Origin of the sequence: Streptomyces sp. NPDC053541 (assembly GCF_044544705.1) — a bacterium.
GTDB lineage: Bacteria > Actinomycetota > Actinomycetes > Streptomycetales > Streptomycetaceae > Streptomyces.
In genome coordinates, this window is record NZ_JBITXM010000007.1 from 118,560 (window position 1) to 141,882 (window position 23,323).

At 74.4% G+C, this 23,323-nt stretch carries 14 protein-coding genes and 1 riboswitch; of the genes, 11 read left to right on the plus strand and 3 right to left on the minus strand.

Annotation, left to right across the window (positions count from 1 at the left end; translation table 11 throughout):
* Positions 1-149: 149 nt before the first annotated feature.
* From ACIGW2_RS19235 to ACIGW2_RS19250, 4 genes are all read left to right on the plus strand, one after another.
* Positions 150-1,496, plus strand: coding sequence for a M16 family metallopeptidase (locus ACIGW2_RS19235; RefSeq protein WP_391653604.1), 1,347 nt, complete (start codon positions 150-152; stop codon positions 1,494-1,496).
* Between the two features lie 26 nt (positions 1,497-1,522).
* Positions 1,523-2,890: a M16 family metallopeptidase gene (locus ACIGW2_RS19240; protein WP_399844907.1), complete on the plus strand. Its 1,368-nt coding sequence runs from the start codon at positions 1,523-1,525 to the stop codon at positions 2,888-2,890.
* A gap of 194 nt (positions 2,891-3,084) precedes the next feature.
* Positions 3,085-3,250: riboswitch (cyclic di-AMP (ydaO/yuaA leader) on the plus strand.
* 12 nt (positions 3,251-3,262) lie between these two features.
* A complete protein-coding gene (locus tag ACIGW2_RS19245) occupies positions 3,263-4,033 on the plus strand; it encodes a M23 family metallopeptidase (RefSeq protein WP_391653603.1) in 771 nt (256 codons plus the stop codon).
* Positions 4,034-4,211: 178 nt separating this feature from the next.
* Positions 4,212-4,895 carry a GntR family transcriptional regulator gene (locus ACIGW2_RS19250; RefSeq protein ID WP_361580522.1) on the plus strand — a complete coding sequence of 228 codons (684 nt, stop codon included), beginning with the start codon at positions 4,212-4,214 and terminating at the stop codon, positions 4,893-4,895.
* A 249-nt stretch (positions 4,896-5,144) separates the two neighbouring features.
* Here the strand turns inward: ACIGW2_RS19250 and ACIGW2_RS19255 are convergent, their stop codons facing one another.
* Positions 5,145-5,426: an HPr family phosphocarrier protein gene (locus ACIGW2_RS19255; RefSeq protein WP_356073485.1), complete on the minus strand. Its 282-nt coding sequence runs from the start codon at positions 5,424-5,426 to the stop codon at positions 5,145-5,147.
* Positions 5,427-5,603: 177 nt separating this feature from the next.
* Between ACIGW2_RS19255 and ACIGW2_RS19260 the strand changes: the two genes are divergently transcribed.
* The 4 genes from ACIGW2_RS19260 (at position 5,604) to ACIGW2_RS19275 (ending at position 11,289) form a co-directional block, all read left to right on the plus strand.
* Positions 5,604-8,702: a GNAT family N-acetyltransferase gene (locus ACIGW2_RS19260; protein ID WP_399844603.1), complete on the plus strand. Its 3,099-nt coding sequence runs from the start codon at positions 5,604-5,606 to the stop codon at positions 8,700-8,702.
* 59 nt (positions 8,703-8,761) lie between these two features.
* Positions 8,762-9,355, plus strand: coding sequence for a DUF5998 family protein (locus ACIGW2_RS19265; protein WP_356066308.1), 594 nt, complete (start codon positions 8,762-8,764; stop codon positions 9,353-9,355).
* Positions 9,355-10,560 carry an alkaline phosphatase family protein gene (locus ACIGW2_RS19270; protein ID WP_391653600.1) on the plus strand — a complete coding sequence of 402 codons (1,206 nt, stop codon included), beginning with the start codon at positions 9,355-9,357 and terminating at the stop codon, positions 10,558-10,560. Before ACIGW2_RS19265 ends, ACIGW2_RS19270 begins: the two co-directional genes overlap by 1 nt.
* An 81-nt stretch (positions 10,561-10,641) precedes the next feature.
* Positions 10,642-11,289 (plus strand): thymidine kinase, encoded by a 648-nt coding sequence (locus ACIGW2_RS19275; RefSeq protein ID WP_356066303.1) that lies wholly within the window; start codon positions 10,642-10,644, stop codon positions 11,287-11,289.
* Between the two features lie 52 nt (positions 11,290-11,341).
* Here the strand turns inward: ACIGW2_RS19275 and ACIGW2_RS19280 are convergent, their stop codons facing one another.
* Positions 11,342-12,247: a LysR family transcriptional regulator gene (locus ACIGW2_RS19280; protein WP_391653599.1), complete on the minus strand. Its 906-nt coding sequence runs from the start codon at positions 12,245-12,247 to the stop codon at positions 11,342-11,344.
* Between the two features lie 154 nt (positions 12,248-12,401).
* Between ACIGW2_RS19280 and ACIGW2_RS19285 the strand changes: the two genes are divergently transcribed.
* Positions 12,402-13,607 (plus strand): MFS transporter, encoded by a 1,206-nt coding sequence (locus ACIGW2_RS19285; protein WP_361580530.1) that lies wholly within the window; start codon positions 12,402-12,404, stop codon positions 13,605-13,607.
* Between the two features lie 135 nt (positions 13,608-13,742).
* Here ACIGW2_RS19285 and ACIGW2_RS19290 read toward each other — a convergent pair whose 3' ends face one another.
* Positions 13,743-14,534, minus strand: coding sequence for an alpha/beta fold hydrolase (locus ACIGW2_RS19290; RefSeq protein WP_399844606.1), 792 nt, complete (start codon positions 14,532-14,534; stop codon positions 13,743-13,745).
* 196 nt (positions 14,535-14,730) lie between these two features.
* On the opposite strand from ACIGW2_RS19290, the gene ACIGW2_RS19295 reads away from it, so the two are divergent.
* Both ACIGW2_RS19295 and ACIGW2_RS19300 read left to right on the plus strand, forming a co-directional pair.
* Positions 14,731-22,005 carry an amino acid adenylation domain-containing protein gene (locus ACIGW2_RS19295; RefSeq protein WP_399844608.1) on the plus strand — a complete coding sequence of 2,425 codons (7,275 nt, stop codon included), beginning with the start codon at positions 14,731-14,733 and terminating at the stop codon, positions 22,003-22,005.
* 94 nt (positions 22,006-22,099) lie between these two features.
* Positions 22,100-23,320 (plus strand): FAD-dependent monooxygenase, encoded by a 1,221-nt coding sequence (locus tag ACIGW2_RS19300; protein ID WP_399844909.1) that lies wholly within the window; start codon positions 22,100-22,102, stop codon positions 23,318-23,320.
* The last annotated feature ends 3 nt before the right edge of the window (positions 23,321-23,323 follow it).

Consider the following 23,323-nt stretch of genomic DNA (forward strand, 5'->3'; position numbering starts at 1 on the left):
GCGGACCATTGTGGACCGTGGCACCGACAACGCCGACCGCGACCCGGAAGAGGGACATCCGAGGCGGCCGGGAACTTCGCCAGGTGTCGGCGCGCTTGCATACAGTGGCAGGACTTTTTCCCGATCGCGATCGAAGGGGACACATGCCCATGGGTCACACGGCTGCGGCCGAGGCCGGCTCCGGCGGCCTGACAGCGACCGAGCACCGGCTGGCCAACGGCCTGCGCGTGGTGCTCTCGGAGGACCACCTGACCCCGGTCGCCGCGGTCTGCCTCTGGTACGACGTCGGCTCCCGGCACGAGGTCAAGGGCCGTACCGGTCTCGCCCACCTCTTCGAGCACCTGATGTTCCAGGGATCGAAGCAGGTCCACGGCAACGGCCACTTCGAGCTGGTGCAGGGCGCGGGCGGTTCGCTCAACGGCACGACGAGCTTCGAGCGCACCAACTACTTCGAGACGATGCCGGCCCACCAGCTGGAGCTCGCGCTCTGGCTGGAGGCCGACCGGATGGGCTCGCTGCTCGCCGCCCTGGACGACGAGTCCATGGAGAACCAGCGGGACGTCGTCAAGAACGAGCGCCGCCAGCGCTACGACAACGTGCCCTACGGCACCGCGTTCGAGCGGCTCACCGCCCTCGCCTACCCGGACGGTCACCCGTACCACCACACCCCGATCGGCTCGATGGCCGACCTGGACGCGGCCACCCTGGAGGACGCGCGGAACTTCTTCCGCACGTACTACGCGCCGAACAACGCGGTCCTCTCGGTGGTCGGCGACATCGACCCCGAGCAGACCCTGGCCTGGGTGGAGAAGTACTTCGGCTCCATCCCCGCGCACGACGGCAAGCCCGAGCCGCGCGACGGCTCGCTGCCCGACGTGATCGGCGGGCAGCTGCGCGAGGTCGTCGAGGAGGAGGTGCCGGCCCGCGCGCTGATGGCCGCCTACCGGCTGCCGCACGACGGCACGCGCGAGTGCGACGCGGCCGACCTCGCCCTGACCGTCCTCGGCGGCGGCGAGTCCTCCCGGCTGCACAACCGGCTGGTCCGCCGCGACCGCACCGCCGTCGCCGCCGGCTTCGGCCTGCTGCGGCTGGCCGGCGCGCCCTCGCTCGGCTGGCTGGACGTCAAGACCTCCGGCGGCGTCGAGGTGCCGCGGATCGAGGAGGCCGTCGACGAGGAGCTGGCCCGGTTCGCCGCCGAGGGCCCGACGGCCGAGGAGATGGAGCGCGCCCAGGCCCAGCTGGAGCGCGAGTGGCTGGACCGGCTCGGCACCGTCGCGGGCCGCGCCGACGAACTCTGCCGTTACGCGGTGCTGTTCGGCGACCCGCAGCTGGCGCTGACCGCCGTCGACCGGGTCCTCGACGTGACCGCCGAGGAGGTCCGGGCGGTCGCCGCGGCCCGGCTGCGGCCCGACAACCGCGCGGTGCTCGTCTACGAGCCGGTGGGTGACGCGGCCGAGGAGGCCGACAGCGACGAGGAAGAGGGAGCGGACCAGTGAGCGACACCGCCGCGTCTTTGACCAGCATGACCTTCCACCCGCAGCCGCGGGCCGGCGAGGCGAAGCCCTGGGCCTTCCCGGCCCCCGAGCGCGGCGCGCTCGACAACGGGCTCACGGTGCTGCGCTGCCACCGCCCCGGCCAGCAGGTGGTGGCCGTCGAGATCTGCCTCGACGCGCCGCTGGACGCCGAGCCCGAGGGCCTCGACGGCGTCGCCACGATCATGGCCCGCGCCCTGTCCGAGGGCACCGACCGGCACACCGCCGAGGAGTTCGCGGCCGAGCTGGAGCGCTGCGGCGCCACCCTCGACGCGGCCGCCGACCACCCCGGCGTACGGGTCTCCCTGGAGGTCCCGGTCTCCCGGCTGCCCAAGGCGCTCGGCCTGCTCGCCGAGGCCCTGATCGCCCCGGCGTTCCTGGAGACCGAGGTCGAGCGCCTGGTGCGCAACCGCCTCGACGAGATCCCGCACGAGACGGCCAGCCCGGCCCGCCGGGCCGCCAAGCAGCTCTCCAAGGAGCTGTTCCCGGCCTCCTCGCGCATGTCCCGGCCGCGCCAGGGCACCGAGGAGACCGTGGCCGCGATCGACGCCGCCGCCGTCCGCGCCTTCTACGACGCGCACGTGCGCCCGGCCGCCGCCACCGCCGTCGTGGTCGGCGACCTCACCGGCGTCGACCTGGACCAGGTGCTCGCCGACACCCTGGGCGCCTGGAGCGGCGAGCCCGCCGCCCCGCGCCCGATGCCGCCGGTCACCGCCGACGACACCGGACGGGTCGTCATCGTGGACCGCCCGGGCGCCGTCCAGACGCAGCTGCTCATCGGCCGCGTCGGCGCCGACCGCCACGACAGCGTCTGGGCGGCCCAGGTGCTCGGCACGTACTGCCTGGGCGGCACCCTCACCTCCCGCCTGGACCGCGTGCTGCGCGAGGAGAAGGGATACACCTACGGCGTGCGGGCGTTCGGCCAGGTGCTGCGCTCGGACGGCGAGGGCAACGGCGCGTCGATGCTCGCCATCAGCGGCTCGGTCGACACGCCCAACACCGGCCCGGCCCTCGACGACCTGTGGAAGGTGCTGCGCACCCTCGCCGCCGAGGGGCTGACCGACGCGGAGCGCGACGTCGCCGTGCAGAACCTGGTCGGCGTGGCCCCGCTGAAGTACGAGACGGCCGCCTCCGTCGCCGGGACGCTCGCCGACCAGGTCGAGCAGCACCTCCCGGACGACTATCAGGCGCAGTTGTACGCGCGGCTGGCCGCGACCGGCACGGTGGAGGCGACCGCCGCGGTGGTCAACGCCTTCCCCGTGGACCGGCTCGTGACCGTGCTGGTGGGTGACGCGGCGCAGATCGCGGAGCCCGTGCGGGCCCTCGGCATCGGCGAAGTGAGCGTCGTCTCCGGCTGATTGAGACGCCGTCACGAGGGCCCCGGCGACCTGGTTCGTCGGGGTCCTCCCTTTTGTCCGTATTGCCAATGAGTGTGATCGAATGCCCTGTGGCATGTCTTACAAAAATGCGTGTCCGTTTGGTTATTGAAAGGTGATCGGCCTAGCGTCGATGCGGCTGTCCGGCCACTGCTCGACGCCGCACCCGCGGCAACGGACAGTCATCGCCGAGTCCCCACAAGGCGCGAGCCTGGGGAGCCGGGGACCCGCACGCAGTCCCTGGGGTGAATCGGACGCCTTCGCTCCGCGCGGAGGGGCCCGTAGGAGACCTTCCTGCTCCGAACCCGTCAGCTAACCCGGTAGGCGAGAGGGAAGGAAAGGACCAGCCACTTCATGGCGTTCACCCGTGCCACCGGGAAGCACCGTGCCCCGAGCCGGCTCGCTCGCCGCAGCGCCGGCATCGCCGGCGTCGCGACGCTCGCCACCACCGGTGTCATCGGCACCCTCGCCTCCCCGGCGCTCGCCGCCGACACGGAAGGCGCCTCCCCGGAGGACACCGGCCTCACCCAGGTCATCGTCGACGAGTCCCTCGCCGAGCGGGTCGACGCCCAGGCCGCCGCCCAGGAGAAGGCGGCCGCCGAGGAGGCCGCCCGCATCCGGGCCGCCGCCGAGGCCAAGCGCAAGGCCGAGGCCCGCGCCAAGGAGATCCGCGAGGCCAAGGAGCGCGCCGCCCGTGAGGCCGAGCGCAAGCGCCTCGCCTCCTTCCAGCTTCCCGTGGCCGGCTCGTACGTGAGCACCGGCTACAAGACCGGCGGCTCGCTCTGGTCCTCCGGCAGCCACTCCGGCGTCGACTTCCACGCCGCCTACGGCACCAAGGTCGTCTCCGTCGGCTCCGGCACCGTCGTCGAGGCCGGCTGGGGCGGCGCCTACGGCAACAACGTCGTGATCCGGATGAACGACGGCACGTACACCCAGTACGGGCACCTCTCCGCCATCACCGTCTCCGTCGGCGAGAAGGTCACCCCCGGCGAGCAGATCGGCATCTCCGGCTCCTCCGGCAACTCCACCGGCCCGCACCTCCACTTCGAGGCGCGCACCACCGCGGAGTACGGCTCCGACATCAACCCGATCAGCTACCTCCGCGCCCGCGGCGTCGACGTCTGACGGCCCGGACCGCCCCCGGGCGGCCGATCCCGTGAAAAGGCCCCGGCTCGAAACGAGCCGGGGCCTTTTTGCGTCCCTTTCCACCGGGCGCCGTCGGAATTTCCGGCGACCTGCAATAGAGTCGCCGGACAAGGCGGCGCTCGACGGGGTATCGCGCGGCGGAAAACGGAGGTCGGACATGCGCATTCCCGCGCAATCGGTATGCACGGCGATCCGGGACGACATCGTCTCCGGGGTGTACGCGCGGGGCGACCGGCTGACGGAGGAACAGTTGGCCCGCCGCTACGGGGTCTCCCGCGTCCCGGTCCGCGAGGCGCTGCGCACGCTGGAGTCCGAGGGCTTCGTGGTGAGCCGCCGGCACGCCGGCGCCCATGTCGCCGAGCCCGGCGAGCAGGAGGCCGCCGACCTGCTCGACATGCGCTCCCTGCTGGAGCCGCTGGGTGCCGCCCGGGCCGCCCAGCGGCGCACCGAGGCGCACCTCAAGGTGCTGCGCGGCCTGGTCAGGCTGGGGCAGGAGCGGTCCAGGGCCGGACGCGGCGCGGACCTGGCGGCGCTCGGCGGCTGGTTCCACGAGACCCTGGCCCAGGCCTCCGGCAGCCCGCCGCTCACCGCGCTGCTCACCCAGCTGCGGCACAAGATCGCCTGGATGTACGCGGTCGAGCCGGCCGAGCGGCCCGCCGAGACCTGGGCCGAGCACGGGGCGATCGTGGACGCGGTGGCCCGCCGGGACGCCGAACGGGCCCGGGCGCTGACCGCGCTGCACGTGGAGCGGGCCCTGCCGCGGCACCGCCTGAAACGGCCGGACCGGGCGCGCGTGAGGGTTTCGCAACATCCCGTACACAGTGCGGGACCGGGGAATTAACACGGGCGCCGTATACAAAGGGGCGGGAATTCGCATCCCTTTTCCGTGCTGCCCGGAAACGGATAAACCGCGCGCGCCCCGGGGTGCGGGCATTCCGGCGAGTGCGCCGAAATTTCCCCACCGCATTTCGCGCGGCCCCTCGTCCCGGAAAGGCGACGGCCGCGTCCGCCGGGGAAGCCGGGGACACGGCCGTGCGCGCGGTCCGTCGTCGGGGAGGGAACGGACGGAGGAGGACGGGAGACGCGCGGGTCAGACCGTCTCGGGGAGCTCGTCCAGGCCCTCGGCCACCAGCCGGGCGAGACGGTCGAGCGCGGCCTCGGCGCCGTCGGCGTCCGAGGCGAGCACGATCTCCTCGCCGCCCTGGGCGCCCAGGCCGAGCACCGCGAGCATGGAGGCGGCGTTGACCGGGTTGCCGTCGGCCTTGGCGATCGTCACGGGGACGCCGGAGGCCGTGGCGGCACGGACGAAGATGGAGGCGGGGCGGGCGTGCAGGCCCTCGGCCCACCCGACGTTGACGCGGCGCTCAGCCATGGTGGTAGCCCTTCAACTTTCAGCGGGTTGTCTAGACCAGTCTCTCACGGGTGGCGGCGTGCTCCCGTACCGACCTTCGGCCCCGGCCGGACGGCCGTTCGGCGTTCCCTACCTTGCCCGGCGCACCAGGCCCGCGCGACCCGTGCCACCGCCCGGTTCCGGTCTTAGGCTGACCCCATGCAGAGCGGGTCGGAGCAGTCGGGGCAGCCGGAGCACGCGTATCCGGACCACTGGGAAGCGGACGTGGTCCTCCGGGACGGCGGCACCGCGCGGATCAGGCCCATCACCACCGACGACGCCGACCGGCTGGTCAGCTTCTACGAGCAGGTCTCCGACGAGTCGAAGTACTACCGCTTCTTCGCGCCCTACCCCCGCCTGTCCGCCAAGGACGTGCACCGCTTCACCCACCACGACTTCGTCGACCGGGTCGGCCTCGCCGCGACCGTCGGCGGCGAGTTCATCGCCACCGTGCGCTACGACCGCATCAACGAGCACGGACGCCCCGCCTCCGCCCCGGCCGACGAGGCCGAGGTCGCCTTCCTCGTCCAGGACGCCCACCAGGGCCGGGGCGTCGCCTCCGCGCTGCTCGAACACATCGCGGCCGTCGCCCGCGAGCGCGGCATCCGGCGCTTCGCCGCCGAGGTGCTGCCCGCCAACAGCAAGATGATCAAGGTCTTCACGGACGCCGGCTACACCCAGAAGCGCAGCTTCGAGGACGGCGCCGTCCGCCTCCACCTCGACCTGGAGCCCACCGACCGCTCCCTCGCCGTCCAGCGCGCCCGCGAGCAGCGCGCCGAGGCACGCTCCGTCCAGCGGCTCCTCGCCCCCGGCTCGGTCGCCGTCATCGGCGTCGGCCGCGCCCCCGGCGGCGTCGGCCGCACCGTGCTGCGCAACCTCCTGGACGCCGGCTACACCGGGCGCGTCCACGCGGTCAACGCCGCCCTCGACGAGGGACCGCACCGGCTGGAGGGCGTCCCCGCGGTCCGCTCCGTCGCCGCCATCGGCGCCCCCGTCGACCTCGCCGTGATCGCCGTCCCCGCCGAACGCGTCCCCGAGGCCGTCGCCGACTGCGGCGAGCACGGGGTGCGCGGACTCGTGGTGCTCTCCGCCGGCTACGCCGAGAGCGGCCCCGAGGGCCGGGAGCGCCAGCGGGCCCTGGTCCGCCAGGCCCGCTCGTACGGCATGCGGGTCATCGGGCCCAACGCCTTCGGAATCATCAATACGGCCGAATCCGTCCGGCTGAACGCCTCCCTCGCCCCCCAGATGCCGGCCGCCGGCCGGATCGGGCTCTTCACCCAGTCCGGCGCCATCGGCATCGCCCTGCTCGCCGGACTGCACCGGCGCGGCGCGGGCCTGTCCTCCTTCCTCTCCGCCGGCAACCGCGCGGACCTCTCCGGCAACGACCTCCTCCAGCACTGGTACGACGACCCGGCCACCGACGTCGTCCTCCTCTACCTGGAGTCCATCGGCAACCCCCGGAAGTTCACCCGGCTCGCCCGCCGCACCGCCGCCGTCAAGCCGGTCGTGGTGGTCAAGGGCGCCCGGCACAGCGGCAGCGCCCCGCCCGGCCACCGGGTCCCCGTCACCCGCATCCCGCACGCCACCGTCTCCGCGCTGCTGCGGCAGGCCGGCGTCATCCGGGTCGACACCGTCACCGAACTCGTCGACGCCGGGCTGCTCCTCGCCGAGCAGCCGCTGCCCGCCGGGCCCCGGGTCGCCATCCTCGGCAACTCCGAGTCCCTCGGCCTGCTCGCCTACGACGCCTGCCTCACCGAGGGCCTGCGACCGCTGAGGCCCCGGGACCTCACCACCGGCGCCACCCCGGCCGACTTCCGGGCCGCGCTCACCGAGGCGCTCGGCTCCGAGGCCTGCGACGCGGTCGTCGTCACCGCCATCCCGTGGGTGGGGGAGAACGGAGCCACCGAGTCCGGCGGTGGCGAGGTCCTGGCAGAGGCCCTGCGCGCCGCCGTCGCCGCCGCGCCCGGACCGGCCAAGCCGGTGGTCGTCGTGCACGTCGAGATGGGCGCCCTCGCCGAGGCCCTGTCCGAGGCCGCCCGCACCGGCCCGGCCGCCCGCACGACCCCGGCCCCCGCCCCGGCCCCCGCTTCGGGCCCCGCGCCCGACCCGGCCACCGCCCCGGCGGCCCCCGCTTCGGGCCCCGCGCCCGGCCCGGCCCCCGCCCCGCCGGCCCCCGCTTCGGGCCTCGCACCCGCCCCGGCCACCGTCCCGCCGGCCCCCGCGCCCGACCCGGCCCCCGCGCCCGACCCGGCCACCGCCCCCGCCGCGCCCGCCGCACCGGCCCCGCCCGCCCCTGCGCCCGCCGCACCCGCCCCGCCCGTACCCGTACCCCCGTCCGCGGACGCCACGGCTCCGCCCCCCGCACCGCCCCGCGCCCCCGAGCCCGGTGTCATCCCCGCGTACCCCGCCGCAGAGCGCGCCGTCCGGGCGCTCGCCGAGGCCGTGCGCTACGCCCAGTGGCGCCGGCAGGCCGCCGACCCGGGCCGGGTGCCCGAGTTCGACCGGATCGACGAGGCCGCGGCCGCCGCCCTCGTCGAGCGGGCCCTCGGCGCGGCGGACGCCGACCCCCGCGGGGTCACCCTGGACGCCGACACCACCCGCGCGCTGCTCGGCCACTACGGCATCGAGCTGCTGCCCACGCTGCCCGCGCCCGGCCCCGACGAGGCCGTCCGGGCCGCCGCCAGGCTCGGCTACCCGGTCGCGCTCAAGACCACCGCCCCGCACCTGCGCCACCGCCCCGACCTGGGCGGGGTCCGCCTCGACCTGGCCACCGAGGAACAGCTGCGCACCGCCTACGCCGAGCTCACCGAGACCCTCGGCAAGCCCGAGGAGCTCCAGCCGGTCGTCCAGGCCATGGTGCCCCGCGGGGTCGACACCGTCGTCCGGGCCGCCATCGACCCCGCCGTCGGCGCCGTCCTCTCCTTCGGCCTGGCCGGTGCCGCCTCCGAACTCCTCGGCGACACCGCCCACCGGCTGGTCCCCGCCACCGACCGCGACGCCGCCGAACTCGTCCGTTCCATCCGCACCGCCCCCCTCCTCTTCGGCTGGCGCGGCTCCGCCCCGGTCGACACCCCCGCCCTGGAGGAGCTGCTGCTGCGCGTCTCCCGGCTCGTCGACGACCACCCCGAGGTCGTCGCCGTCTCCCTCGAACCGGTCGTGGTCGCCCCGCGCGGCCTGTCCGTCCTCGGCGCCACCCTCCGCCTCGCCCCGCCCCCGCCCCGCACCGACCTCGGCCCGCGCAGCCTCCCCGTCTACTGAGGGCGCCCCGCGGCCCGCAGCGGCCGGAGGGGGGCCCGCGGCCCCGTAGGATGGAGCCCATGGCGAAGACCGGTACGACGACCCAGGGGCTGCGCGCGGCGATCGAGCGCAGCGGCTACTACCCGGCCCTCGTGGCCGAGGCGGTGGAGGCCGCCGTCGGCGGCGAGGCCGTCACGTCGTACGTGGTCCACCAGGAGACCACCTTCGACGCCAACGAGGTCCGGCGGCACGTCACCGTCCTGGTCCTCACGGGCAACCGTTTCATCGTCAGCCACACCGACGAGCAGTCCGCCGACAACAGCTCCCCGACGCCGTACGCCACGACGTCCACCGAGTCCGTGAAGCTCGACCGGATCTCCTCGATCGTCGTCAGCCGCGTGGTCGCCAACCCCGAGTCGTACACCCCGGGCACCCTGCCCCGCGAGGTCGTCCTCACCATCGGCTGGGGCGCCGTCTCCCGGCTCGACCTGGAGCCGGCCGCCTGCGGCGACCCGAACTGCGACGCCGACCACGGCTACACCGGCAGCTCCACCGCCGACGACCTCAGCCTCCGGGTCAGCGACGCCGGCGACGGCCCGGACACCGTCCGCCAGACCCTCGCCTTCGCCCAGGCGCTCTCCGAGGCCACCGCGACGACCCCGTCCGCCCGCTGATGGTCCAGCCCGCCGCCGTCGCCCAGGGCTGGCCGGACGAGCCGGAGCCGCTCGACCCCGCCACCGCGCCGGTCCCCCAGTACGGCACCGGTTCGCTCGGCGACCTGCTGCCGACCCTGGTCGCCGGCCAGGGCGTGCCCGGCTGCGCGCCGCGGATCGCGGAGCTGGAGCCCGCCGACCGCAACTGCGTCTTCCTCATCGACGGGCTCGGCTGGGAGCAGATCCTCGCCCACCCCGACGAGGCGCCCTACCTGACCTCGCTGCTCGGCTCCTCGCGCGGCGGCACCGGCCGCCCGATCACCGCCGGCTTCCCCGCCACCACCGCGACCTCGCTCGCCTCGGTCGGCACCGGACGCTTCCCCGGGACCCACGGACTGCCCGGCTACACCGTGCGCGACCCCGACACCGGCGAGCTGATGAACCAGCTGCGCTGGCGGCCCTGGACGTCGCCGCAGGTCTGGCAGCCCTACCCGACGATCTTCCGGCTCGCCGACGAGGCCGGGATCCACACCGCCCAGGTCTCCTCGCCCGCCTTCCAGGACACCCCGCTCACCAAGATCGCGCTGAGCGGCGGCACCTTCCACGGGCGCCTCTCCGGCGAGGAGCGCATGGACCTGGCCGCCGAGCAGCTGGCCGCCGGCGACCGCTCGCTGGTCTACACGTACTACAGCGAGCTGGACGGCGCCGGGCACCGCTTCGGCATCGACTCCGACGCCTGGCGCGGCCAGCTGATGTTCGTCGACCGGCTGGCCCAGCGGCTCGCCGAGCAGCTCCCGCCGCGCTCCGCGCTCTACGTCACCGCCGACCACGGCATGGTCGACATCCCCTTCGACGAAGACCACCGGATCGACTTCGACGAAGACTGGGAGCTGCGCGCCGGCGTCGCCCTGCTCGGTGGCGAGGGCCGCGCCCGGCACGTCTACGCCGTCCCCGGCGCCGCGTCCGACGTCCTGACCTGCTGGCAGGAGGTCATCGGCGACCGGTTCTGGGTGGCGAGCCGCGAGGAGGCCGTCGCGCTCGGCTGGTTCGGCGACGCGGTCGACGAGCGGGTGCACGGGCGGATCGGCGACGTGGTCGCGGCGGCGCGGGGCGACCTCGCCATCACGGCCTCCGTGAACGAGCCCAACGAGTCCGCGATGACCGGCATGCACGGCTCCATGACCCCGGCGGAGCAGCTGGTGCCGCTGCTCGAAGTGCGCACCTGAGCCTCCGGTCCCGCCCCGGCCCCCGGGCCGCCGGCCCCGCCCCCCCGTCCCTCCCCGATCCCGAAAGGTCTCCGACCTCCCATGCCCGAGCTGGTGTTCTTCTCCGGAACGATGGACTGCGGAAAGAGCACCCTCGCTCTTCAGATCGAACACAACCGCTCCGCCCGGGGCCTGCAGGGCATGATCTTCACCCGGGACGACCGGGCCGGGCAGGGCAAGCTCTCCTCGCGCCTCGGACTGGTCACCGACGCCGTCGAGGCCGCCGAGGGCTTCGACTTCTACGCGTACCTGGTCGCCCACCTCTCCCAGGGCGGGCGCTGCGACTACGTGATCGCCGACGAGGCGCAGTTCCTCGCCCCGGAGCAGATCGACCAGCTCGCCCGGGTGGTCGACGACCTGGAGCTCGACGTCTTCGCCTTCGGCATCACCACCGACTTCCGCTCCAAGCTCTTCCCCGGCTCGCAGCGCCTGGTGGAGCTGGCCGACCGGGTGGAGGTGCTCCAGGTCGAGGCGCTGTGCTGGTGCGGCGCCCGGGCCACGCACAACGCGCGCACCGTGGGCGGCGAGATGGTCGTCGAGGGCGCGCAGGTCGTGGTCGGCGACGTCAACGCGGGGGACGAGGTCGGCTACGAGGTGCTGTGCCGGCGCCACCACCGCAAGCGGATGACCAGCGCGACGGCGCGCGCGGCGGCGCTCTCGCCGGACGTCCTGCCGGTCTCCATGAACTGACGCCGCCCCGGTCCCTGCCGCTGCGCCCCGCCCCGGGCCGTACGGGCCCGGCTCAGGCCGTCCCCTCGGCCAGGGTCTCCGCCACCACCTGTGCGAAGGCCTCGGCCTGCGGCGTACCGTTCCCGCGCCGGAGCACCACGCCGAGCAGCGAGTCCGGCAGGCCCTCGACCGGTACGAACGCGATCGAGCCCCGGTGCCCGTGGTACTCCGCCGTCGAGCGGCAGAGCAGCATCGCGCCCCGGTCCGCCGCCGTCAGCGAGAGGCCCTCCTGGAGGGTGTTGACCAGTGGACCGGCCGGGATCGGCAGCCCGCCCGGCGTCTCGCGCGGGGCCTGGGCGAGCCGCCAGTACTCCGGCGCCGAGTCCTGGATGCCGATCAGCCGGCAGCCGGCCAGCTCCTCCGCCGAGACCGAGGCCCGCCGCGCCAGCGGATGCCGGGCGGACACCGCCAGGGTCTGCGGCTGCCGGGAGAACACCGGCCCGAGCCGCAGGTCGTCCTCCGCCACCGGCAGCAGGACCACCGCGCAGTCCACCTCCTTGCGCCGCACCGGCCCGAAGGGGTCGGACAGCGCTATCTCCGCCACCTCGATCGCGCACTTCGGGAAGCGCTCCTCGAAACCCGTGATGGCCCGGGCCAGATAGTCGTCCACCGTGCCCTGGAAGCCGATCCGCAGCACCCCGTCCAGGCTCCGTGCCGCCGCCCGGGCCTCGTCCACCGCGCCCCGCAGCGCGTCGTACGCCGGACGCAGCGAGGCCAGGAAGGACTCGCCCAGCGGGGTCAGGCCCACCCGGCGGCTGGTCCGCTCGACCAGCGGGGCGCCGATCCGGCCCTCCAGGGACCGCAGCAGCTGGCTGACCCGGCTCTGCGACACGTACAGGCGCTCGCCCGCCCGGCCGAAGTGCAGCTCCTCGGCGAGCACGAGGAAGGCCTCCAGCTCGCGGATGTCCAGACTGCTCATCGTCTCCCCTTCTGCGCGGCGCTCCCAGGGTTGTCTACCCGGGCGGGCGGGCGGTCCGCCAGGCGGGCCGGGGGAATCGATCAAGTAGCCCGGCTCATCGAAGCATGAGGGATTGGGCGTTGTTCCCGCAGGTCGCGGCGGGTTGGCTGAAGTCATGGCACAGACAGAGGAAATCGCAGGGGTGACACCGGAGGCTCCGGAACCCCGGAGCGGCGGCTGGCCCGCCGTGGTCGCCGTCGCCGGAGCGACGTTCACCGTGGTCACGTCCGAGATGCTGCCGGTCGGGCTGCTCACGCCCATCGGCGACGCGCTGAAGGTGACGGAGGGCACGGCCGGACTGACCCTGACCATCACGGGTCTGGTGGGCGCGGTGTCCGCGCCGCTGCTCACCCCGGCGCTCGGCCGCTTCGACCGGCGCCCGGTGCTGTGCGGACTGATGGCGGTGCTGATCGTCGGCAATCTGCTGGCCGCCTGGTCCCCGCACTTCGCCGTCATGGTGGCGGCCCGCGTCCTGGTCGGCATCGGCATGGGCGGGGTGTGGGCGATCGCCGCCGGCCTCGCCGTCCGGCTCGTCCCGGCGAAATCCGTGGCCCCGGCCACCTCACTGGTCTTCAGCGGGATCGCGGTCGCCTCGGTGCTCGGCGTCCCGGCCGGCACCTACATCGGCGAACTCGCCGACTGGCGCACCGCGTTCGTCACCATCGCCGGGCTCGCCCTCGTCGTGCTCCTGGCCCTGGCGGTGCTGCTGCCGAAGCTGCCCGCCGAGCAGGAGATCCGGCTCGGCGGCGTGCTGCGGCTCGTCGGCAACCCGCGGGTGGCGACCGGGCTCGGCGTGGTGCTGCTCCTGGTCACCGGCCACTTCGCGGCCTACACCTATGTGCGGCCCGCCCTGGAGGAGATCTCCGGCGCGAGCGCCTCCGTGATCGGCACCCTGCTGCTGGTGTACGGCGTGGCCGGCGTGCTCGGCAACTTCGCCTCGGGCGCGGTCGCCTCCCGCACCCCGCGCGGCGCGCTCCTGGCGATCAGCCTGGTGCTCGCGGCGACGGTCTGCCTGATGCCGCTGATCGGCGGCTCGGTCGTGACCGCCACGGTGCTGCTCGCGGTCTGGGGCGTCTCGTACGGCGGGGTCTCGGTGGCCACCCAGACCTGGCTGCTCGCGGCGGCGCCCGAGGCGCGCGAGTCCGCGTCCGCGCTGTTCGTCGGCGTGTTCAACGGCTCGATCGCGCTGGGCGCCTTCGTCGGCGGGCTCGCCGCGGACGGCGCCGGCATCGAGGCGGTCATGTACCTGGGCGCCGCCCTGGCCGTCGGGGCCTTGCTGGTGACGGCACTCGGCAAGGCCCCGGCCGCCGGGCGGCTCTGAGCGGCGGCCGGCCAGGGGCGGACCCCGCCCGGCCGGCCCCACGAACCGGCGGCGCTCCGGGGTACACCCCCGTCCCCGGAGCGCCGCCACCCGGCCGAGGCCCCGCCGACGCCCCCGCCGGCACCGGCCGGCGGATCAGGCGCCGACGCGGTCGAGGAAGCTCCGGATCAGCTCCGCCCACTCGGCCGGCCGCTCGGCGGCGATGGCGTGCCCGCAGTCCAGGACCGCCAGCTCCGCCCCCGGAATGCCGTTCGCGAGTTCACGGGAGTGAAGAGGTGTGATGAGGAGATCGCGGGAGGGCGAGACGACCAGGACCGGCACCCGCACCCGGGCCAGATCGGGCCGCACGTCGATCTGCTCGAACAGCGCCAGCTGGGCGTCCGTGCCGGCCGGCAGGCCCGCCGCGAACAGACCGAGCTGCTCCTCGATCTCGGCCCCGGAGCGCTCGTCGAGCCAGTCCGGCCCGCCGACCATCAACGACAGATAGGCGGCCAGTTCCCGCCCCGCCGGATCGCGCCGGCCGAGCGCCCGCCAGGTGTCGACAGCGAGCCGCATCCGGGGATTGGGGAAGGCGAAGCCCGCGGAAAGCACGAGGGCCCGCACCCGTTCCGGATGGCGGACCGCGGCCCGTACCGCCACCGTCGTGCCCATCGAGAAACCGGAAATGGCGAAGGACTCGGCGCCGGATTGAACGGCGCTTTCCACGATTTCGTCGGCCAGGTTGTCCAGATTCAAGGGACGATCCGTGAGAGGGGTGGAACCGGAGCCCGGATAATCCGGTCCTATGACGGTCCTGGATTCGGCGAGAGAGGCGATCACGGGGCCGAAGCTGTCCTGCACGTCACTGCCGGCACCGTGCGCGAGCAGGAGCGCGGGGCCGCTGCCCCACACCGAGCGGGATAACACGGAAGGAGGTGAAGAGGTCATGCGGGCGATGCTAGCGAATCACCGTTCCCTTTCCCTGAATTCTCCGTCGACTTCGCGCCAACGCGACCGACCACTACTTGATCGAGTGGTCGGCGACTACTCGATCGAGTAGTGGTGGAGCGGATCACGTGAAACGTAGGCTCACGAGCATCGGGCAACGAAAATTCCCTGAGCCTGAATTATCGAAGGAAGGCCGATGCTCACTTCACGTCAGCTCCCGCTGTCCGCCTACCAGCGCGATATCTGGGCTGCCGAATCCGCTGCCGCCGCCGACCCTCAGTTCAACGTCCTCCTGCACGAACGGCTGGACGGGGAGCTGGACACCGACGTCCTGTGCGCCTCCCTGGAGCACGTGCTCCGCTCCCACGACGCCTTCTCGCTGCGCTTCGACGACACCGCCGGAATCCCGTTCCAGTGGCACGCCGACGAGGACGCCGCCCCCTGGGTGCAGTTCGCCGACCACTCCGACGCGCCCGCCCCCGCGGCGGCCTGCGCCGCCCGCCGCCGGGACTCCCTGAACCGCCCCTTCCCGCTGCGCCGTTCGCGCCTGTTCACGGCCGAAGTGCTGCGCGAGAGCGAGCGCGTGGTCCACCTGCTCCTCACCGTGCACCACCTGATCGCCGACGCCTGGTCCCTGAAGCTGGTGCTGCGCCAGGTCCACGAGGAGTACCTCCGGCGCACCGGGGCCGCGCCCGCCGGCCGGGCCCCCGCCGGCGGCTCCACCGTGACCACCCTGCTGGACGCCGAGGCCGCCTACCGCGCCTCCGCCGCCCACGAGGCCGACCGCGCCCACCACCGCGAGGCCCTCGCCGGAGTCGCGCCCGCGCTCTTCACCCGTACCGCCGCCACCGGCGAGAGCCGCGTGCTGCGCGGCCGGCACGGCTTCACCGTGGACGCCGCGCTGGTCCGCCGGATCCGCGGCCTCGGCGGCTCGCCCTTCGCCTTCCTCGCCGCCGCCTTCGCCACCTATCTCGCCCGGGCCCACCAGGCCGACGAGACCGTGCTCGGCGTCCCCTTCCTCAACCGCCCGACCGGGCCCGAGAAGGAGACCGTCGGCCAGGTCGCCAACAGCCTCCCGGTCCGCGTGGCCGTCGACGCCGGGGCCGGCCTGCCCGAGCTCGCCGCCCGCTTCCGCGCCGGCACCGACACCCTGCGCCGCCACGAGCGGCTCGCCCTCGGCGACGTCCTGCGCGAACTCCCGGCCACCGGGCCCGGCTCCCGCCGCCTCTTCGACGTCACCCTCTCCTACCTGCGCTTCCCGCGCCCCGCGGAGCTGCCCGGCGTCACCGCCGAGACCGTCGTCCAGGCGCCCGTGCACGCCCAGGACGCGCTGTCCGTGATGATCCACGCCTTCGAGGACGACGCCGACCTGCGCGTCGACCTCGACTACGCGCTCGACGTCTTCGACGAGGACCTGCCGATCACCGCCGTCGCCGACCAGCTGCTCACCCTGCTGCGGGCCGGCGTCGAGCGGCCCGAACAGCCCGCCGTCACCCTGCCCCTGCTGAGCGGGGCCGATCACGCCCGGCTGGTCCACGACTCCCGCGGCCCCCGCGTCCCGTACGCCGACGACACCACCGTGCACGCGCTCGTCGCCGCGCAGGCCGCCCGCACCCCGGACCGCACCGCCGTCACCGGCGCGGACGGCACCGAGACCCTGACCTTCGCCGAACTGGACGCCCGCTCCAACCAGGTGGCCCGCGGGCTGCGCGCGCACGGCGTCACGACCGGCGACCGGGTCGCCGTCCTCATGGAGCGCTCGCCCCGGCTGCTCGTCGCCCTGCTCGGGGTGCTCAAGGCGGGCGGCGCCTACGTGCCGGTCGACCCCGGCTACCCGGCCGAGCGGATCGCCCTGCTCCTTCAGGACAGCCGCGCCGCCGCCGTCCTCGTCGACCCCGGCACCGAACTGCCCGAGGCGGCGGCCGGCAAGCAGCCGCTGACCGTGGCGGAACTCCTCGACGGCCCCGACGGACCGCTCCCGGCCCACGCCGGCCCGCACGACCTCGCGTACGTCATCTACACCTCCGGCTCCACCGGACGCCCCAAGGGCGTGATGGTCGAGCACCACTCCGTGGTCAACCGGCTGGCCTGGATGCAGCGGGCCTACCCGATCGGCGCGGACGACGTGCTGCTCCAGAAGACCCCGATCTCCTTCGACGTCTCCGTCTGGGAGCTGTTCTGGTGGGGGATCGAGGGCGCCGGCCTCGCCCTGCTGCCCGTCGGCGGCCAGCGCGACCCGCGGCAGATCCTCGCGAGCATCGAGGACCGCCGGGTGACCGTGCTGCACTTCGTGCCCTCCATGCTCGGCCCCTTCCTCGACCTCCTGGAGATATCCCCCGAGCTCCGCGCCCGGGCCGGCTCGCTGCGCACCGTCTTCTGCAGCGGCGAGGCCCTGCCCGCGGCACGCGTCGAGCAGTTCAACCGGGTCCTCGGCACCGGCCCCGATGCCCCGCGCCTGGTCAACCTGTACGGGCCCACCGAGGCCACCGTCGACGTCTCGTACCACGACTGCCCGCGGGCGGCCGACGAGCCGGTCCGCCGGGTGCCCATCGGCCTGCCCATCGACAACACCGTGCTCTACGTGGTCGACGCGCACGGCGGCCTCCAGCCGCCCGGCCTGCCCGGCGAGCTGTGCATCGGCGGCGTCGGCGTGGCCCGCGGCTACCTGGACCGGCCCGAACTCACCGCCGAGAAGTTCGTCGAGGACCCCTTCCCCGGCCGTCACACCGCGGGGGAGGAGCCCTTCACCCCGGAGCGCCGGATCTACCGCACCGGAGACCTCGCCCGCCGGCTCGCCGACGGCAGCATCGAATACCTCGGCCGGATCGACGGCCAGGTCAAGATCCGCGGCAACCGCGTCGAGCTCGGCGAGGTGCAGAACCGTCTCGCCTCGCTCCCCGGGGTCCGCGACGCCCTCGTCGTCGACCGCGACACGGCGGCCCGCGGCACCGTGCTCGTCGGCTACGTCGTCACCGACGAGGCCCTCGACCCGGCCCGGCTGCGCACCGAACTCGGCGCCCGGCTGCCCGAGTTCATGATCCCCTCGCACTTCGTGCGGATCGACCGCATCCCCCTCACGCCCAACGGCAAGGCCGACCGGCGCGCCCTGCCCGCCCCCGCCACCGGCTCCGGGCCGGACGCCGGGGAGGCCGCCGAGCCGCCCCGGAACGCCACCGAGGAGACGCTGCTGCGCATCTGGTCCGAGGTCCTGGAGACCGAGCCCGGCGCGATCGGCGTCCACGACGACTACTACGCCCTCGGCGGCGACTCCATCACCCTGCTGCGCATCCAGGCACAGGCCGAGAAGGCCGGCATCCGCTTCTCGCCGACCGACCTCATGAACCACCCCACCGTGGCCCGGCTGGCCGCCCGCGCCACCACCGGAGGCCCCGCCGCCGCGCCCGCCGAGCTCGCGCCCTTCGCCCTGGTCTCCCAGGTCGACCGGGCCCGCCTCGAAGGCCGCGCCGACGCCCACCCGCTCACCCGCCTCCAGCTCGGGCTGCTCTACCACAGCCGCGCCGAGGAGCGGTCGGCCGTCTACCACGACGTCTTCCAGTACAGCCTGGAACTCGCCTGGGACGAGGAGCACTTCCGGGCCGCCTTCGACCGGCTCGTCGACCGCCACCCCGTGCTGCGCTCCTCCTTCGACCTCGGCTCCTTCTCCGAGCCGCTGCAGATCGTGGACCACACCGTCGACGGCGGCCTCGCCGTCCTGGACCTGCGCGGTCGCCCCGAGACCGAGGCCCGCGCCGAGATCGCCGCGCACATCGAGGAACGGCGCTTCCACCGTTACGTGTTCGAGCGCGCCCCGCTCTACCTGTTCCGCGCGCACGTCCTGGACGACACCGTCGAGCTGGTGCTCAGCTTCCACCACGCGATCCTGGACGGCGGCAGCGTCGCCACCCTCCTGCGCGAACTCCTCCAGGACTACCTGCACCGCCTCGGCCACCCCATCGCGGCCGTCCCGGACACCGCCCTGCCCTCCGGCGCCCACCACGTGCTCGCCGAGCGCCGGGCCCTGGAGTCCGCCGAGACCCGCCGCTTCTGGCAGGAGACGCTCGCCGCCGCCCCGCTGCCGCAACTGGAGGCCTTCCGGCCGCACGAGACCCCGCGCGAGGCCGAGCAGATCACCCGGATCGTCGACCTGCCGCGCGAACTCACCGACCGGGCCCGCCACCTCGGCGCGGCCCGCGGACTGCCCCTGAAGTCGGTGCTGTTCGCGGCGCACTGCCTCACCCTGCGGCTGTACTCCGGCTCCGCCGACGTCACCACCGGTCTGGTCACCCACGGCCGCCCCGAGATCGAGGGCGCCGACCGCACCGCCGGCCTCTTCCTCAACACCATGCCCGTGCGGCTCGACACCTCCGCCGCCACCGACTGGGCCGACGTGGTCGGCGCGGCCTTCGCCGAGGAGCGGCGCAGCCACGAGCACCGGCGCTATCCCCTCAGCGCCATCCAGGAGGACCACGGCGGCACCGTCCTGGAGACCGCCTTCAACTACATCCACTTCCGGCAGCTCGCCGCCGTGCTCGAACTGCCCGGCGTGCGCATGCGGGACTTCCGCACCTGGGAGGAGACCAACTTCCGGCTCCTCGTCAACGCCATGACCGACCCGGTCGAGGGCACCGTGCGGCTGCGCATGGACTTCCACGGCCAGACCTTCACCCCGGCCCAGGCCGAGCTGTACGCGGAGACCTTCACCGCCGTGCTCGACCGGGTGGTCCGGCACCCCGACGAGCCCGCCGACCTGGGCTTCCTGCACCCGGAGCCGTACCGGACGGAGGACACCGCCGGCACCTCGGACACCGCGGACGCCGGCTTCCGGGACGTGGCCCGCACCGTCGCCGAGCGGACGGAGCAGGCCCCGGACGCGGTCGCCCTCGTCCAGGGGGCCCGCCGCTGGACGTACGCCGAACTCGGCGCCGCCGCCGACCGGGTGGCCGCCCGGCTGCTGGCCCTGGGAGCCCGGACCGGCGACCGGGTGGGCATCGCGCTGCCCCGCTCGCCCGAGACCGTCGCCGTCATCCTCGGCGTCATGCGGGCCGGGGCGACCACCGTGCCGCTCGACGTGAGCTACCCGGCCGAGCGCCTGACCTCGATGGTGCGGCAGGCCGAGCCCTTCCGGATCGTCGCCGGGGCCGAACACGCCGGCGCGCTCGGCGAACTCGCCCCGGTGCTGCCCGCCGAGGAGCTCTTCGCGGACCCCGCGGACGCACCCGCCGACCGGGCCGGTGCGCCCGCCGACCTGTCCGGCGCACCCCGGATCGGGCCCGCCGACCTCGCGTACATCCTCTTCACCTCCGGCTCCACCGGCGCCCCCAAGGGCGTCGCCATGCCGCACCGCTCGCTCGCGAACCTGGTGGCCTGGCAGAACTCGGTGCCGAGCGGGGTCGTGGGCGGCACCACCGCCCAGTACGCGCCCCTCAGCTTCGACGTCTCCTTCCAGGAGATCTTCTCGACGCTGTGCGGCGGCGGCACCCTCCACCTCCTCACCGAGGACGAGCGCCGCGACATGCCCGCCCTGCTCCGGCTCCTCGACCGCGAGGGCGTCGAGCGCCTCTACCTGCCGTACGTCGCCCTCCAGCAGCTCGCCGAGACCGCGGCCGCGCTCGACCTGGCCCCGCGCGGGCTGAAGGCCCTGCTGTCGTCCGGCGAACAGCTGCGCGTCACCGACGAGATCCGGCGGCTGTGCGCGGCCCTGCCGGGGGTGATCCTGGAGAACCAGTACGGGCCCACCGAGTCCCATGTGATCACCGCGTACACCATGCAGGGCGACCCGGCCGGCTTCCCGGCCCTGCCGCCCATCGGCCGGCCCGTCCACCGCTCCCGGGTGCACGTCCTCGACGGCGACGGCCGCCCGGTGCCGCCCGGCGTCAAGGGCGAGCTGTACCTGGCGGGCGACTGCCTCGCCGAGGGCTACGTGGGCCGGGCCGACCTGACCGCCGAGCGGTTCACCGCTCACCCGGTCACCGGCGAGCGCCTCTACCGCAGCGGCGACCTGGGCATGCGGCTGCCCGGCGGCGACATCGTGTGCCTGGGCCGGGCCGACTCCCAGGTCAAGGTGCGCGGCTACCGCGTGGAGCCGGCCGAGGTGGAGCTGGCCGTCGGGCGCTTCGCCGCCGCCCATCCCGGCATCCGGGAGGTCGCCGTCGTCGCCCGCCGGCGCGAGGGCAACGACTCCTTCCTGGCCGCCTTCCTCACCGGCGACCGGGACGGCGCCGACCTGGTCCTGCTGCGCAAGCAGCTGCGCACCGTGCTGCCCGACTACATGACGCCCTCGCACTTCGAGTGGCTGGACGCGCTCCCGCTCACCCCGAGCGGCAAGCGGGACGACGCCGCGCTGCGCCGGCTGCCGCTCACGGCGGGCGCCGCGGACGAGGCCGCCGAGCCGCTCGACGCCTACGAGCGGACGCTGACCGCGATGCTCGCCGACCTGCTCCAGCTGCCGGCGGTGGGCCCGCACCAGAACATCTTCGACCTCGGCGGCACCTCGCTCACCGCGATGCGCCTGGTGGTGCAGATCGAGCAGCGGTACGGCACCAGCATCCCGCTCTCGGACTTCGTCGCCGCGCCCACCGCGGCCGCCCTCGCGGCCCGGCTGCGCTCCGGGGAGGCCCGGACCGCCTTCGACCCGCTCGTGCCCATCCGGCCCGGCGGCGACAAGCGGCCGATGTTCTTCGTGCACCCCATGGGCGGCAACGTGCTCTGCTACGTGCGCTTTGCCAAGCACCTCCCCGACGACCGGCCCTTCTACGCGCTCCAGGCGGCCGGCGCCGACCCGGGCACCGAGGCGCTGCGCAGCGTGGAGGAGATCGCCGCCGGTTACGTCGAGGCGATCCGGCGGGTGCAGCCCAGCGGGCCGTACGTGATCGGCGGCTGGTCCTTCGGCGGCTTCGTCGCCTTCGAGATGGCCCGCCAACTGCGGGCGGCGGGCGAGGAGATCGCCCGGCTGGTGCTGCTCGACACCACCGCGCTCAACCCGGGGCGGCGGCTCAACACCGGCGACGAGGCGCTGCTCGGCTGGTTCTTCTGGGAGCTGCTCTGGCTGCGCCGCGGCGGCGACTCCCCGCTGGAGCTGATCCCGGCGGAACTGCGCACGCTGGAGGAGAAGTTCGACTTCATCGCCCAGCTCGCCATCGACGAGGGCGTGCTGCCGGCCGGCAGCACCGGAGCGGTCGTCCGGCGCCTGTTCCACGTGTACGAGGCCAACTGGAAGGCGGCCTTCGCCTACCGCCCCGAGGTGGTGGACCAGGACATGGTCCTCATCCACGCCTCCGAGCCGCTGCCCGAGGTCCTCAACTCGATGCACACCGCGATCGAGAGCATGCACAAGGACCCCACCAACGGCTGGCGCGAGCGCACCAGCGGCGTCCTCGACGTGGTCGACGTCCCCGGCGACCACCTCACGATCATGGAGGAGCCGCACGTGGGCCACATGGTCAGGACCGTCGTCGAGCTGATCGGCGAGTGAGATGACACCTCGCCATGACGACCGCCACGACGACCGCCACGACGACCGCCACGACGACCGTCACGACGACACGGAACAGGAGACGGACCGCACCATGGCACGCACCGGAGCAACGGCACGCAAGGCGATCGTCCTCGGCGCGGGCATCGGCGGCCTCACCGCCGCCATCGCCCTGCGCGAGGCGGGCCTCGACGTCGAGGTGTACGAGCGGGCCGGCGAGCTGCGGGCCGCGGGCTCGGGCCTGTCGGTCATGAGCAACGCGGTCGGCGCCCTGGACTCCCTCGGGGTGGGCATCGACCTGGAGCAGCGGGGCACCGCCCTGGAGTCGTACCACGTGCGCACCGCGCGGGGCCGGCTGATCAGGGAGTTCCCCTTCCCGGAGATCATCGGGCGGCTCGGCGTGCCCAGCGTGCTGATCACCCGCTCCGACCTCCAGGCCGCCCTGCTCGAAGCGGCGGACGGCATCCCGCTCCGGCTCGGCGCCACCGCCACCGGCTTCGAGACCGGCGAGGACCCCGGCGACGGGGTGCGGGTGCGCTTCGAGGACGGCGGCGAGGTCCACGGCGACGTGCTGATCGGCGCCGACGGCTTCCACTCCGCGGTCCGCCGGCAGCTGGTCGGCCCGGAGGACTCGCAGGACAGCGGCTACCTCTGCTGGCTGGCCGTGGTGCCCTTCGCCCACCCGCGGTTCGCGCCCGGCTCGGTCACCCACTACTGGGGCAGCGGCAGGCGCTTCGGCATGGTCGACATGGGTGGCGGACGGCTCTACTGGTGGGGCACGAAGAACATGCCCGCCGAGCGCTCCGCGAACTGGCGTGGCGGCAAGGAGGAGATCCTCGCCACCTACGCCGGCTGGGCCGACGAGGTCCAGGAGGCCGTCCGGGTCACCCCCGAGGCCGACATCATCGCGGTGCCCTCCCGGGACCGGGTCTTCCTGGAGCGCTGGGGGAGCGGACCGGTCACCCTGCTCGGCGACGCCGCCCACCCGATGCTCACCAGCCTCGGCCAGGGCTCCGGCATGGCCATCGAGGACGCGGTCGTGCTCGGCCGGGCCCTGAAGGGCGCCACCGACCTGCCGCGCGCCCTGCGCCGCTACGAGGACGAGCGCCGCGAGCGGACCCGGGGCATGGTCGCCGCCTCCCGCGGCATCAGCACCTTCGAGCAGTCGGAGGACCCGGTGCGCCGGCCCGTCCGGGACGCCTACTTCCGGTTCCTGCCGGCCCGGAAGCTGGTCCGCACCCTGGAGGACGCGCTCACCTTCCCGCTGAGCACCCCGCGCCCGCCCCGTACCCCACGCGTCTCCGCCACGGCCTGACCG

What these genes read in the sequence shown, in the direction of transcription:
- ACIGW2_RS19270 (WP_391653600.1), top strand. Translation starts at nt 9,355, where the DNA reads ATGGTCCAGCCCGCCGCCGTCGCCCAGGGCTGGCCGGACGAGCCGGAG.
- ACIGW2_RS19245 (WP_391653603.1), top strand. Translation starts at nt 3,263, where the DNA reads ATGGCGTTCACCCGTGCCACCGGGAAGCACCGTGCCCCGAGCCGGCTC.
- ACIGW2_RS19260 (WP_399844603.1), top strand. Translation starts at nt 5,604, where the DNA reads ATGCAGAGCGGGTCGGAGCAGTCGGGGCAGCCGGAGCACGCGTATCCG.
- ACIGW2_RS19275 (WP_356066303.1), top strand. Translation starts at nt 10,642, where the DNA reads ATGCCCGAGCTGGTGTTCTTCTCCGGAACGATGGACTGCGGAAAGAGC.
- ACIGW2_RS19280 (WP_391653599.1), bottom strand. Translation starts at nt 12,247, where the DNA reads ATGAGCAGTCTGGACATCCGCGAGCTGGAGGCCTTCCTCGTGCTCGCC.
- ACIGW2_RS19255 (WP_356073485.1), bottom strand. Translation starts at nt 5,426, where the DNA reads ATGGCTGAGCGCCGCGTCAACGTCGGGTGGGCCGAGGGCCTGCACGCC.
- ACIGW2_RS19290 (WP_399844606.1), bottom strand. Translation starts at nt 14,534, where the DNA reads ATGACCTCTTCACCTCCTTCCGTGTTATCCCGCTCGGTGTGGGGCAGC.
- ACIGW2_RS19285 (WP_361580530.1), top strand. Translation starts at nt 12,402, where the DNA reads ATGGCACAGACAGAGGAAATCGCAGGGGTGACACCGGAGGCTCCGGAA.
- ACIGW2_RS19250 (WP_361580522.1), top strand. Translation starts at nt 4,212, where the DNA reads ATGCGCATTCCCGCGCAATCGGTATGCACGGCGATCCGGGACGACATC.
- ACIGW2_RS19240 (WP_399844907.1), top strand. Translation starts at nt 1,523, where the DNA reads ATGACCTTCCACCCGCAGCCGCGGGCCGGCGAGGCGAAGCCCTGGGCC.
- ACIGW2_RS19300 (WP_399844909.1), top strand. Translation starts at nt 22,100, where the DNA reads ATGGCACGCACCGGAGCAACGGCACGCAAGGCGATCGTCCTCGGCGCG.
- ACIGW2_RS19235 (WP_391653604.1), top strand. Translation starts at nt 150, where the DNA reads ATGGGTCACACGGCTGCGGCCGAGGCCGGCTCCGGCGGCCTGACAGCG.
- ACIGW2_RS19265 (WP_356066308.1), top strand. Translation starts at nt 8,762, where the DNA reads ATGGCGAAGACCGGTACGACGACCCAGGGGCTGCGCGCGGCGATCGAG.
- ACIGW2_RS19295 (WP_399844608.1), top strand. Translation starts at nt 14,731, where the DNA reads ATGCTCACTTCACGTCAGCTCCCGCTGTCCGCCTACCAGCGCGATATC.